The sequence below is a fragment of the Shinella sp. genome, from assembly GCF_049651085.1.
Taxonomy (GTDB): Bacteria; Pseudomonadota; Alphaproteobacteria; order Rhizobiales; family Rhizobiaceae; genus Shinella.
Map to the genome: position 1 here is coordinate 17,563 of NZ_JBASBL010000016.1, position 12,514 is coordinate 30,076.

The window sequence follows — 12,514 nt, forward strand, 5'->3', positions numbered from 1 at the left end:
GATCGCGCCATGCTCGATCCTTCGCAAGACACGCTCGACATCGACATTCTCGTGCTGCCCGAGACCAACCTCATCCTCGTCGCTTCGGTCATCGAACCGTTGCGCGCGGCCAATCGCATCTCCGGCCATGACCTCTACCGGTGGCGGATCTTCTCGCCGGACGGCCAGCCGGTCGAGACGCGCAGCCGCATTCCCGTGCCGGTCGATGGCCTGTTCCAGCCGGAGAAGGAGACGTCCCCGCTCTTCGTGCTCTCCTCCTATCAATGGCAGATGAGTGCGACGCCGCTGCTGCGGCGGCAGCTTTCGCAGACCGCACGCCACCGCACGATGATGGCGGGCATCGAATCGGGCAGCTGGCTTCTGGCGCAGGCGAGCCTGCTCGACGGCCATACGGTGACGGTCCACTGGGAGGATATGGAGGAATTCGCTTCCGCCTATCCGCAGATCGACGTGATGCGCGAGCGCTACGTCATCGACGGCAAGCGCATCACCACCGGCGGCTCGCTGCCGACGCTCGACCTGATGCTGGAGATCATCCGCCGCCGGCAGGGATATTCGCTGGCGCTCGAGGTCTCGCGGCTCTTCATCTACGAGCACGAGCGCACCGGCGGGCTGTTGCAGGTGCCGGCGCTCGGCAACATGCGCGTTGCCGACCAGCGCGTCAGCCAGGCCGTGCGGCTGATGGAGGAGACGGTGGATGCGCCGCTGGCGCTGGCGCGGCTGGCCAGGCGCGTCGGGGTCAGCGCGCGGCACCTGCAGGACCTCTTCCAGGAATCGATGGGCGTTGCGCCCCACCAGCACTATCTGGCGCTCCGCCTCAATGCCGCGCGCCGCAAGGTGATCGAGACCAGGGCCGAATTCGCGGACATCGCGGCGCTCACCGGCTTCAATTCGTCTTCCGCCTTTTCGCGAAGCTATCGCGCGCACTATCACGAAAGCCCGAGCGAGACCCGCCGGCGGTTGCGGACCGGCGCGAAGGGTTAGGGCTCTGCGAGAAGCGCCATCATCGTTTCGCCCGCCTGCCGCGACAGGGCGTCGCGCGGCCAGACGAGGCTGAGCGATTGCTGGTAGGCAGGATCGAGCGGCAGCAGGGTGGGAGGCAGGCTGATATTGGCGACGGAATGCTCCGGCAGGACGGACAGGTGGCCGTGGTCCAGCACGAGGTTGATGATGACCGGGATCGAATCGACCTCGACCAGCGTCAGCCGCGCCCGCTCGGCAGGCGAGAGTGTCGCCTCCAGAAAACGGTCGGTCATCTGGCGCAGTCCGCTGCGCGGGCTCGGCACGGCGATGGGATAGCGGCGCAGCAGGGCGGGCAAATCCTGCTTTTCTGCTTCGTCGAGCATGCGCGGGCCGGCGAGGGCGAGTTGCGCGCGGCTGATCAGGCTCCCCTCGAATTCGGCGGGAAAGCGGTCCGTGTCGAGCAGGATCAGGTCGAAGCGGCGGTTCTTGAGCCCGGCGACGAGTTCGTCCGCCGTTGTGGACGACAGGAAGAGCGGCTGGCGGGGCCGCGCGGCGCGCCACCTCACCACGAGGCGGGCGAGCATGGCCGCGATCTCGCTTTCATGTCCGAATGGAATGACGGTGCCGAGCCGCCAGGTGGCGGCGCTGCGGCGGAACCGCTCGGCGGAGGCCGCGGAAAGCGCGTCCCACGCCGCGCCGATGCGTTCGGCCAGCGCCAGCGCCTCCAGTCCCGCCGGCGTGCAGCTTATGCCGGCCGGCGAACGGTCGAGCAGCTTGCAGCCGACCGCTTTTTCCAGCTGGCTCAGCTGGCGCGTAAACTGCGGCTGGCCGAGGCCGAGGGTTTTGGCTGCGGCGTTGATGCTGCCGGCTCTGGCCGCCGCGACGAAACGGGTGAGGGCGGCGAGCGATATGGCGGGCGGCGCCCCCGAACCATCGCCGAGGGCGGCAAGTGCGGCGGCGGCGCGGGCGATCTCGGCAAAGCGCGGCAGGCGGGCTTCGGCGTCGAGCGTCGGCACGAGCGCCTGTCCGTCGCGGCGTACCAGCGGCACGGACAGCACGGCCTCGACACGACGAAGCGCGGCGCTTGCGCTGGAAGCGGGACGGCCGGCAGCGACGGCTGCCCTGCGGATGCCGCGTTCTTCGAGAATGCTGTGCACAAGGCAAAGTGTGGATAGATCCACAGGCCGGTCCTTCGCTTTTCTTATTTGTTCGGATCATAGCATGGGCTGTACGGATTTTGGGATATCTGTTTGGCCGGCGATCCGCATAACATCCATCTTCGAAGAAACAGGTTTTCAAAAATGCTCGCTTCCGCCGATACGATCTATCTGACCGGTCAGCCGCTCGACTTCGCGACCCTGGAGGCCATCGGCGCGAGAACGCGGCGTATCGTTGCCTGCGAGATCGGCATGGAACGTGTCGATGCGGCGCGCCGTGTCATCACCGAGCGCCTTGCCGCCGGCCTGCCGATCTATGGCGCCAATACCGGCGTCGGTTCGATGAAGGACAAGCTCTGGACGGCGGACGACCTGCTGGAATTCAACAGCAATCTCGTCAAGGCGCACCATTTCGGCACCGGCGAGCCGTTCCCCCTGTCGATCGTGCGCAAGGCGATCGGCATCCGCGTCAACACGGCGCTCGGCGGCTATTCGGGGTGCAGCCCGGAGCTGATCGATGCCTTCCTCGCGCTGCTCGAAAAGGATGTCGTGCCGGTCGTGCGCCGCCACGGATCGATGGGCTGCGCCGATATCGGCCTGATGGGGCAGATCGCAGCGGTGATGACCGGCGAGGGCGAGGCCTGGTATGGCGGCGAGCGCCTGCCGGCGACGGAAGCGCTGAAGCGCGCGGGCCTGACACCCTACCGCATGCAGCCACGCGACGCGCTGGCGGCCCTCAGCGTCAACGCCATCTCGCATGCCGCCGCCGCCAATGTGGTGCGCGAGGCGGCGAAAGCGATCCGCAATCTCATGGTGACCGGCGTTCTCTCCTCTCTGGCGCTCGGCGCCTCGGCCGATCCGTGGCGCGTGGCGGCGCGGCTTTCGGCCCATGGCGAGGCGCTGGCCGGCACCTGGTTCGAGGCGCAGGCCGCCGCCGGCAACTGGCCCAAGCCCTCGGCGATCCACGATCCGCTCAGCCTTCGCATGACGGCACAGGTCTTCGGCGCCTGCCTCGATACGCTGATGAACGCGGCCGAGCGCATCGTAGAGGCGACGGCGCAGTCGGATGACAATCCGGTCGTGATGGACGGCCATGTCATGGCCTCCGGCGGCTCGCTGCCGCTGTCGACCACGCTCTATGTCGAGGCGGCGCAGACCGGTTTTGCCCATCTTGCCCGCAACGTGCTGAACCGCTGCGTGCTGCTTGCCAACGGCGTGCGCCGCAACCTGCCGGTCAATCTCGTCGCGCCCGGCGAGGCGGCGACCGGCTTCGGCCCGCTGCTGAAGCTCGCCGTCGAACTCTACATGCGCATCCAGTCGCTTGCCGTGCCGATCTCGGCGCAGTCGATCGTGGTCGCTGGCGGACTTGAGGAAGAGGCGACCTTCCTGCCGCTGATCGTCGAGCGCATGGAAAGCCAGGTGCGGGACCTGCGCCAGCTTGCTGCGCTCGAAGCCATGCTTTCTGCGCAGGCGATCGACCTGACCGGCGACAATGTCGCGGGTGTCGTCGCGCTCTCCTACCAGCGCACGCGCGCGATCAGCCCCTTCTACCGCAAGGACCGGCCGCTTTCCGCCGAGATCGAGGCGCTCGACTGCGACCTTGCAAGCCCCGAGGCGCTCGCCGCTTTCGTCGAGGCCGCACCGATGGCGGATTTCGACACTTTCTTTGCCCTCAAATCCTGACGGAGACACGGGAATGGCCGATTTCGATCTCGTTCTGAAAGGCACCGTGGTTCTCGCGGACCGCATCGTTGAAGGTGGCCATGTCGCGGTGCGGGACGGCAAGGTGGTGCATGTCGGGCAGGGCGCAATGCCCGCCGCGAAGGAACAGCACGACCTTTCCGGCGCGCTGATCCTGCCCGGCGCCATCGATGCGCAGGTCCATTCGCTGTCGCAGAAGAACCAGGAAGACTTCATCTGGTCGACACGCTCGGCGGCGGCCGGCGGTGTCACGACCATCGTCGACATGCCCTATGACGAGGGCAATCTCGTGTGCTCGGCCGAGGCGGTGAAGCGCAAGGTGGAACATGCATCGGCGCAGGCGCGCGTCGATTTCGCGCTCTATGGGACGGTCGATCCGGAAGAGGGGCCGGCCCGCATTGCCGAAATGGTCGAGGCGGGCGTTGCGGCCTTCAAGTTCTCCACCTTCGGCACGGATCCCAAGCGCTTTCCGCGCATTCCCGCAGCGCTGCTGGAGGATTGTTTTCGCGCCATCGCCCCGACGGGCCTGACGGCCGGCGTGCACAACGAGGACGACGAGGCGGTGCGCGCGGCGATTGCCAGGGTGCAGGCCGCCGGCATCACCGACTATCGCGCCCATGGCCTGTCGCGTCCGCCGCTGACCGAACTGCTCGCCTCCAATCAGATCTACGAGACCGGTGCCGAGACGGGTTGCCCGGCGCATGTGGTGCATTGCTCGCTCGGTCGAGGCTACGAGATCGCCGCCGCCTACCGGGCGCAAGGTCACCGCGCGACCATCGAGTGCTGCATTCACTACCTGACGCTCGACGAGGAGAACGATGTCGCCCGGCTCGGCGGCAAGGCGAAGATCAACCCGCCGATCCGCCTGCGCGCCGAGGTGGAAAAGCTCTGGCGCCATGTCGCTGCCGGCAATGTCACGCTGGTTTCCACCGACCATGTCAGCTGGTCTGAGGACCGCAAGACCAACCCGGACATGCTGGCCAATGCCTCCGGCGTGCCGGGGCTTGAGGTCATGGTGCCGCTCTTCGTCAAGGGCGCATTGGAGCGCGGCATTCCGCTCACGCGAGCGGCCGAGCTGATGACGCTGAACCCCGCCCGGCACTTCCGGCTCGATCACGTGAAGGGCGCGCTGGAGGCGGGCAAGGATGCCGACATTACCGTGCTGACGCCCGAGCCCTATACCTATGACGCGGCAGCGAGCGGCAACAACGTCGTCGGCTGGTCGCCCTATCACGGCATTCGCCTGCCGTGGCGCGTTTCGGCCACGTATCTGCGTGGCAGGCTTGCCTTCGACGGCAAGGCCGTGCTTGCCGAGCCGGGCCTTGGCGCCTTCGTGCGCCCGCTGCCGACGCTCCTCTCCTCCGGGGCACGGTGATGGCCCGCCCGACCAACCTGCCGGTCGATCCCGCCCGCATCGCGGATGTGATCGACGGCCTTGCCGCGCTCACCGAGCCGGGCCGTCCCTATACCCGGCGCGCCTTTACCGCTCTTTTCCCCGCGGGGCGGGCGTTTCTTGCAGGCAAGTTCAAGGCCGCCGGGCTCGAAACGCGCATCGATGCGGCCGGCAATCTCGTCGCCCGGCGGCCGGGCAGGAAGCCCGGCCTCGGGACGATCATGCTCGGCTCGCATTCGGACACGGTGCCGGATGGCGGGCGATATGATGGCATTGCCGGTGTGGCGGTGGCGCTGGAAGTGGCCCGCGCGCTTGCCGATCAGGGCATCGAACTCGACCATGATCTGGAGGTCGTCGATTTCCTCGCCGAGGAAGTCTCGATCTTCGGTGTTTCCTGCATCGGCAGCCGCGGCATGGCCGGCGTGTTGCCGCAGGAGTGGCTGTCGCGGCAAAGCGGCGAGCTGACGCTGGAACAGGGCATTCTCGACGCAGGCGGCGAACCCGCGCGCATTGCTGCCGAGGCGCGCAGGGATATTGCGGCCTTCCTCGAGCTGCATATCGAGCAGGGACCGGTGCTTGAGACGGAAAGGCGCGATATCGGCGTCGTGACGGCTATTGCCGGCATCACGCGGATCGAGATCGTCGTTGAAGGCCGGGCGGACCATGCGGGGACGACGCCGATGGGCAACCGGGCCGATGCGCTCGCCGCCGCCGCACGGCTGGTAACGGGCATCGAGGCGCTGGCGAAATCGCTTTGCGAGGGACCTTCTCATTTCACGGCGACGGTCGGTGAATTCTCCATCGAGCCGAATGCCGCCAATGTCGTGCCCTCCCGGGCTCGTCTTCTGATCGATGCGCGGGCGGAGGATCGCATGGCGATGGACCTTTTCGCCGCGTCGGTGGACCGGCTGGCCGAGCAGATCGCACGCGAGACGGGGACAGTCATCGCCGCGCCGCGCCGCATCTCCGACAACATGCCGACACCGGGCGATCCGCTCGTGCTCGATGTGCTGGATGCGGCCTGCGAGGCGGCGGGCGCCAGTTATCGCCGCATGGCATCCGGTGCCGGGCATGACACGGCCTTCATGGCGAAGGTGACGCGGGCGGCGATGATCTTCGTACCCTGCCTTGGCGGACGCAGCCATGCGCCGGAAGAATTTGCCGCGACGGATGATATCGCGCTTGGCGCGGCGGTGCTTCTTCATGCAGTGATTCAACTGGATGAAAAACTTCATAAAATGATTCAGGAGGACGTCTAATGGGCCGGATTTTAAAGGAAAAAGACGTCGAGGCGGCGGTCAAGGGCGGCTCGGTCTATGCGGCTGGCGGCGGCGGCTGGGCCGATCATGGGCGCATGCTCGGGCTTGCGGCAGTCTCGATCGGCAAGCCGGAGCTGGTATCCATCGATGAGCTTTCCGACGACGACTGGGTGGCGACGGCGGCGGCGATCGGCGCTCCGGCCTCGACCACGCCGTGGGAAATGCGCGGCGTCGATTATGTGAAGGCGGTCGAGTTGTTGCAGGAGGCGCTCGGCGAGAAGGTCGCAGCGCTGATGGTCGGCCAGAACGGCAAGTCCTCGACGCTGAACGGCTGGCTGCCCTCCGCCATCCTCGGCACCAAGGTGCTGGATGCGGTCGGCGACATGCGCGCGCATCCGACCGGCGACATGGGCTCGATCGGCATGGCCGGTTCCCCCGAGCAGATGATCCAGACGGCGGTCGGCGGCAATCGTGACGAGAACCGCTATATCGAGCTTGTCGTGCGTGGCGCGACGGCAAAGGTCTCGCCGATCCTGCGCACGGCTTCCGACATGTCCGGCGGCTTCATCGCCTCCTGCCGCAATCCGCTGCGGGCTTCCTATGTCCGCAGGAATGCCGCGCTGGGCGGCATCTCGCTGGCGCTGAAGCTCGGCGAGGCGATCATTGCGGCGGAAGGCAGGGGCGGTTCGGCGATCATCGACGCCATCGCCAAGACGACGGGCGGCGCGATTCTTTCCGAAGGCACGATCACCGACAAGTCGGTGGTCTATACCAAGGAAGCCTTCGACATCGGCACGGTGACCCTTGGCAAGGGTGACAGCGCCACGGTGCTGCATATCATGAACGAATATATGGCGGTGGAATCGGCAGGCGGCACGCGCCTCGCCACCTTCCCGGATGTCATCACCACGCTTTCGGCCGATGGCGAGGCCTTGAGCGTCGGCCAGCTTGAGGTCGGCATGAAGATCTTCGTGCTGCATGTGCCCAAGACCATCATCCCGCTCGCCTCCAGTGTCCTCGACCCGACCGTCTATCCGTCGGTCGAGAAAGCGATGGGGATCGAGTTGGCGCGGTATGCGCTTGGTGAGTGAGAGGGGGGAAGCCTCCCCGTGAACGCTGAGGAGACCACGATGCCCAAACCGAACCCGCGCCATCCGAACTACCCTATTCCCGGCGGTGACGTGCTGCGCGCCAAGGGATGGCGGCAGGAGGCGCTGCTGCGCCTTCTGGAAAACGTGTTGTCCGTCGGCGAGGACCCGGACAACCTCATCGTCTATGCCGCGCTCGGCAAGGCGGCGCGCAACTGGGCGGCGCACAAGGCCATCGTCAGGGCGCTGACGGAGATGGACGAGGACCAGACGCTGGTCATTCAGTCCGGCAAGCCGGTCGGCCTGCTCAAGACCCACGCGAAGGCCCCGCTCGTCATCATGGCGAACTGCAATATCGTCGGGCAATGGGCGAAGGCGGAGGTCTTCTACGAGCTTCAGCGCAAGGGGCTGATCTGCTGGGGCGGGCTCACGGCCGGCGCATGGCAATATATCGGCAGCCAGGGCGTCATCCAGGGCACCTATGAAATCTTCATGCGGATTGCGGAAAAGCGGTTCGGCGGCAGCCTTGCCGGCCGTTTCATCCTGACCGCCGGCCTTGGCGGCATGGGCGGCGCGCAGCCGCTTGCCGGCCGCATGGCGGGTGCGGCGATCCTCTGCGTCGATATCGATCCGGCGCGCGCGGCCGCCCGCAACGCGGTCGGCTATCTGGAGCATGTGGCGCCCGATCTCGATACGGCGCTCGCGATGATCGCCGAAGCGGTGAAGGACAAGCGCGCGACATCCATCGGTCTCGTCGGCAATGCGGCGGAAATCTATCCGGAAATCGCCCGGCGCGGCATCGTGCCGGATATCGTCACCGACCAGACCTCGGCGCATGACCTCGTCTATGGCTATGTGCCGAAGGGCATGAGCCTCGATCAGGTGAAGGGCCTGCGCGACGACGGGCAGGGGCAGTTGATGGCGGCAAGCCGTGCGTCCATCGTCGAACATGTCTCCGCCATGCTGGAATTCCAGAAGCAGGGCTCGGAGGTCTTCGACAATGGCAACCTCATCCGCACGCAGGCGCGGGAAGGGGGCGTGGAAAATGCCTTCGACATCCCGATCTTCACCGAAGCCTATCTGCGGCCGCTCTTCGCGCGCGCCATCGGGCCGTTCCGCTGGATGGCGCTGTCCGGCGAGGAAAGCGACATTGCCCGCATCGACGATCTCGTGCTGGAGATGTTCCCGGACAACAGCATCGTCACCAACTGGATCCGGCTTGCCCGCGAGAACGTGCCGTTTGAAGGCCTGCCGGCGCGCATCGCCTGGCTCGGCCATGGCGAGCGCACGGCGCTGGCGCTGGCGGTCAACCGGCTGGTCGCGGCGGGCGAGCTTAAGGCCCCGATCGCCTTTTCGCGTGACCATCTCGATGCCGGCGCCATGGCGCATCCGAACATCATGACGGAACGCATGAAGGACGGCTCGGACGCCATTGCCGACTGGCCGCTGCTCGATGCCATGCTGCTCTCTTCGTCCATGGCTGATCTCGTGGTCATCCATTCCGGCGGCGGCGGTTACGCCGGCTACATGACGAGCTGCGGTGTGACGCTGGTCGCCGATGGCACCCCGGAGGCTGCGGAGCGACTGGAACATGCCCTGACGAACGATACCTCGCTCGGCGTCATCCGCTATGCGGATGCGGGCTATGACGAGTCATTCGACGAGATCGAGAAGAAGGGCATCGGATACGTGAAAATCGGCAGTTCCTGAGAGGCGGAATGCTGTTCAAGGCGAAAGTGCTGGAAGGGATTGCGAGCGGCGCGGTGACGGTCGCTTTTCGGCGGTGGACCAGGCCGACCGTTCGGGCCGGCGGCACCTTGCGGACCGCCGTGGGCATTCTAGCCATCGACAGCGTCGAGACGCTCGCGCTTGAAGCCGTTTGCGAAACGGACATCCGCGCGGCCGGCTATGCCTCCCGCACCGCGCTGGTGCGCGACCTTCGGCCGGAGGGTGTACTGTACCGCATCGCCTTTCATGTCGCGGGCGAGGACCCGCGGGAAGAACTGCGCGAAAACGATACGCTCGATGCGGCGGAAATCGCTGCACTCGAAGGGCAGCTTGCACGGCTTGACCGTGCGAAGCCCTGGACCGGCGCCGTTCTTTCCCTGATCGCCGAAAGGGATGGGCACACCGCCGCCGAGATGGCGGAACGGCTCGGCGTGGAGAAGCTGGCGCTCAAGCGAAAGATCAGGGAGCTCAAGGATCTGGGGCTGACGGAAAGCCTTGCCATCGGCTACCGGCTTTCGCCGCGCGGGCGGGCGTTCCTTAATGGCAATCGTCAAGAAACATGAGGTCGCTGAGCCTAAGTGCCTGAAATGTCACGGTTGGCTGTAAACGTTGCATTTAACATTTCGCGGTAATCTTCCGTTAGTAATTCCGTCCATGTGTCGAAAGGGCGGGGCTTCGGTTTGTTTTGCGTGCGAGTGCCTATGCGTCTTTCGGTCCTTACAGCGGTCCTCCTCGGTTGTGCTTCCCTTGCGGGTTGCGCATCGGGCTCGAGCCCGGAAACCGTCCTTGCGATCAAGCCATCGCGGGAGACGACAAGTTCCGTCTCCAAGGCGAGCGGACCCGTGCCGGAAGTGGCTGTCGGCGAAAGCCAGGTGAAGGCCGAGGGCGCGCGCGAAATGCTCGCCTGGGCCGGGCCGGTACCGGAAACCCACATTTTCGAAACGGTGACCAAGCAGGCGGCAGTTCCCTCCGAACGCCCGGTTGATTCCGCGACGGCGGTCGAGACCCCCACGCAAGGGCGCTCGCGCAAGGGTTCGCGCGTCTACAGCCAGCAGTTTCGTGATGCCCATCCCATCAATTTCGGCAAGCGCGCACCGAAGCACTACCAGGTTCACGGCGTCGACGTCTCGCGCTGGCAGGGCGATATCGACTGGGTGAAGCTGCGCACGCAGGGCGCCAACTTCGCCTTCATCAAGGCGACCGACGGCGGCGATCACCTCGATCCCATGTTCCAGAAGAACTGGCGCCGGGCCAAGAAAGCGGGCATCCGGCGGGGCGCCTACCACTTCTTCTACTGGTGCCGGGTCGCAAGCTCGCAGGCCGAATGGTTCATCCGCAACGTTCCGAAGGATCCCGATGCGCTGCCGCCGGTGATCGATGCCGAATATAACGGCGAGTCCGCCTGTAAGAAGCGGCTGACGCGCGCGCAGTATGTCGAGAAGATCCAGGTCTTCTCCGATATGCTGGAACGCCACTACGGCAAGCGGCCGATCATCTACACGGCGCCGGACTTCTATGAGGACAACCTTTCGGGCGAACTCAAGAACCATCCGTTCTGGCTGCGCTCGGTCGCGGCGCACCCGTCCAAGCGCTATCCGAACCGCCGCTGGCTGTTCTGGCAGTATTCCGGCTCGGGCCTCTCGCACGGCGTTTCCGGCAAGATCGATCTCAATGTCTTCTCCGGCAGCGTAAACGACTGGAACAACTGGCTGAACGGCCAGTCCTGAATGCGCCGATGACGGTCTATTTCCGCTTCTGCGGATAGATCGTCTCGCCGCGCTTCAGCATCTCCACGAACGCTTCGATCTTGCGCGTGCGGGCAGCCTCTGTCTTGAGGTTGTGCATACGGAAGGCCAGCGCGAAGCGGTTCTGTTCCGTCAGCTTGCCGAGCATGTCCTTTGCAATCGGATCGGCATCGATGGCGAGCTGAAGGTCAGGCGGGATTGGCAGATCCCTGCCGCTGCCATAGGCCTTTTCCCAGCGGCCGTCCGCCTTGGCGGCCTCAACCTGTTTCAGGCCGTGCTCCGTCATCCGGCCGCCTTCGACCAGCCGGCCGACCGTCTCCACATTCTTCTTGCTCCACACGCTCTTCCTGCCGCGCGGGCTGTAGCGCTGGAAAAAGCTTCTTTCGTCCAGCCCCTTGCGGATGCCGTCGATCCAGCCCCAGCAGAGCACCACCTCGATCGCCTCTTCCGGGGTGATGGATTTGAGGCCAGAAGCGCGTTTGTGAACCTTGATCCAGACCTCCGGCGCGGCGGCGTGGTTTTCGCCCAGCCAGCGGTAGAAGCTTTCGGGATCTTCAAATTCGCGGACATGGTCAGGGTTGATTTCCACAGGCGCCATCGCGTTCTTCTCTCGATATCGGGCCGGACGTGACTGCTTTGCATCGGTCGGAAAGAACGAGCGGCCAATGCCGAGAATGTGATGCTTCTTCTTCTTGCCAGCCCGCTACCGCTCTGGCTAGCCATCGGCTTCAATCGTCTTTCCTATGGAGTATGTATCGAGAATGCCTACGGTGTGCACATTGTCGCGCAGAGCCTTCATCCTGGGCGCCGCCACGACGCTCGCGGGTTGCGCGACGACCAAGGATGCTCCGGTCAAGAATGCACCGGTGCCCCAGAAGGTCAGTTATCCGATCGTGCCGGCAGCGGACGATGAACTGGCGACACGCTATGCGGCCCTCGAGGATGGCGGTCATCTCATTCCGGCCATTCCCTATAAGGAAATCGATCCGAAGTATTTTCGCCAGCGCGTGAAGGATCCGACCGGCGAGGCGCCGGGCACGGTTGTCGTCGATACGCCCGGCCGCTTCCTCTATGTGGTGGAACCCGGCGGCACGGCAATGCGCTATGGCGTCGGCATCGGCCGCGAAGGTTTTGCCTGGGAAGGCGAGGGCATCATCCACTGGCGCCAGCCATGGCCGCGCTGGAAGGTTCCGGCGGATATGATCGCGCGCAATCCGGGTCTTGCCAAATATTCCGTCGAGAACGGCGGCATGGAGCCGGGCATCAAGAACCCGCTCGGCGCGCGGGCGCTCTACATTTTCCAGAACGGCAAGGACACGCTCTACCGCCTGCACGGCTCGCCGGACTGGAAGTCTATCGGCAAGGCGACCTCGTCGGGCTGCGTGCGCCTCCTCAACCAGGATGTACTCGATCTCTACAAGCGCGTGCCCTACCACGCCCGCATCGTCGTGTATCAGGGTGCGATGGGATCCGTATAGGC

The 12,514-nt window shown here is 65.5% G+C and carries 11 protein-coding genes; 9 read left to right on the forward strand and 2 right to left on the reverse strand.

Annotation, left to right across the window (positions count from 1 at the left end):
• The first annotated feature begins 9 nt into the window (after window positions 1-9).
• Complete coding sequence (locus tag WA950_RS08880) at window positions 10-984, forward strand: GlxA family transcriptional regulator (protein WP_424551517.1); 975 nt, start codon at window positions 10-12, stop codon at window positions 982-984.
• Here the strand turns inward: WA950_RS08880 and WA950_RS08885 are convergent.
• Window positions 981-2,144: a LysR family transcriptional regulator gene (locus WA950_RS08885; RefSeq protein ID WP_424551348.1), complete on the reverse strand. Its 1,164-nt coding sequence runs from the start codon at window positions 2,142-2,144 to the stop codon at window positions 981-983. The two genes, WA950_RS08880 and WA950_RS08885, sit on opposite strands and share 4 nt — an antisense overlap.
• A gap of 120 nt (window positions 2,145-2,264) precedes the next feature.
• Here WA950_RS08885 and WA950_RS08890 point away from each other — a divergent pair, with 120 nt between their 5' ends.
• The 7 genes from WA950_RS08890 (at window position 2,265) to WA950_RS08920 (ending at window position 11,016) form a co-directional block, all read left to right on the forward strand.
• On the forward strand, window positions 2,265-3,803 hold the full coding sequence (locus tag WA950_RS08890; RefSeq protein ID WP_424551349.1) for an aromatic amino acid lyase: 1,539 nt from the start codon (window positions 2,265-2,267) through the stop codon (window positions 3,801-3,803).
• Between the two features lie 13 nt (window positions 3,804-3,816).
• Entirely contained in the window at window positions 3,817-5,196 is a 1,380-nt protein-coding gene (locus tag WA950_RS08895) for a dihydroorotase (RefSeq protein ID WP_424551350.1), read from the forward strand.
• Entirely contained in the window at window positions 5,196-6,473 is a 1,278-nt protein-coding gene (locus WA950_RS08900; protein WP_424551351.1) for a Zn-dependent hydrolase, read from the forward strand. Before WA950_RS08895 ends, WA950_RS08900 begins: the two co-directional genes overlap by 1 nt.
• Window positions 6,473-7,564, forward strand: a complete 1,092-nt coding sequence (locus WA950_RS08905; protein ID WP_424551352.1) for a DUF917 domain-containing protein — start codon at window positions 6,473-6,475, stop codon at window positions 7,562-7,564. Before WA950_RS08900 ends, WA950_RS08905 begins: the two co-directional genes overlap by 1 nt.
• Window positions 7,565-7,603: 39 nt before the next feature.
• The gene (locus WA950_RS08910) at window positions 7,604-9,271 is read left to right on the forward strand and encodes a urocanate hydratase (protein ID WP_424551353.1); all 1,668 of its coding nucleotides are present in this window, start codon (window positions 7,604-7,606) and stop codon (window positions 9,269-9,271) included.
• 8 nt (window positions 9,272-9,279) lie between these two features.
• Complete coding sequence (locus tag WA950_RS08915; protein WP_424551354.1) at window positions 9,280-9,852, forward strand: hypothetical protein; 573 nt, start codon at window positions 9,280-9,282, stop codon at window positions 9,850-9,852.
• A 138-nt stretch (window positions 9,853-9,990) separates the two neighbouring features.
• Window positions 9,991-11,016, forward strand: a complete 1,026-nt coding sequence (locus WA950_RS08920; protein WP_424551355.1) for a GH25 family lysozyme — start codon at window positions 9,991-9,993, stop codon at window positions 11,014-11,016.
• 16 nt (window positions 11,017-11,032) lie between these two features.
• On the opposite strand, the gene WA950_RS08925 is transcribed toward WA950_RS08920, so the two are convergent.
• Window positions 11,033-11,632 (reverse strand): YdeI/OmpD-associated family protein, encoded by a 600-nt coding sequence (locus WA950_RS08925; protein ID WP_424551356.1) that lies wholly within the window; start codon window positions 11,630-11,632, stop codon window positions 11,033-11,035.
• A gap of 163 nt (window positions 11,633-11,795) precedes the next feature.
• Between WA950_RS08925 and WA950_RS08930 the strand changes: the two genes are divergently transcribed.
• Window positions 11,796-12,512 (forward strand): L,D-transpeptidase, encoded by a 717-nt coding sequence (locus WA950_RS08930; protein WP_424551357.1) that lies wholly within the window; start codon window positions 11,796-11,798, stop codon window positions 12,510-12,512.
• The last annotated feature ends 2 nt before the right edge of the window (window positions 12,513-12,514 follow it).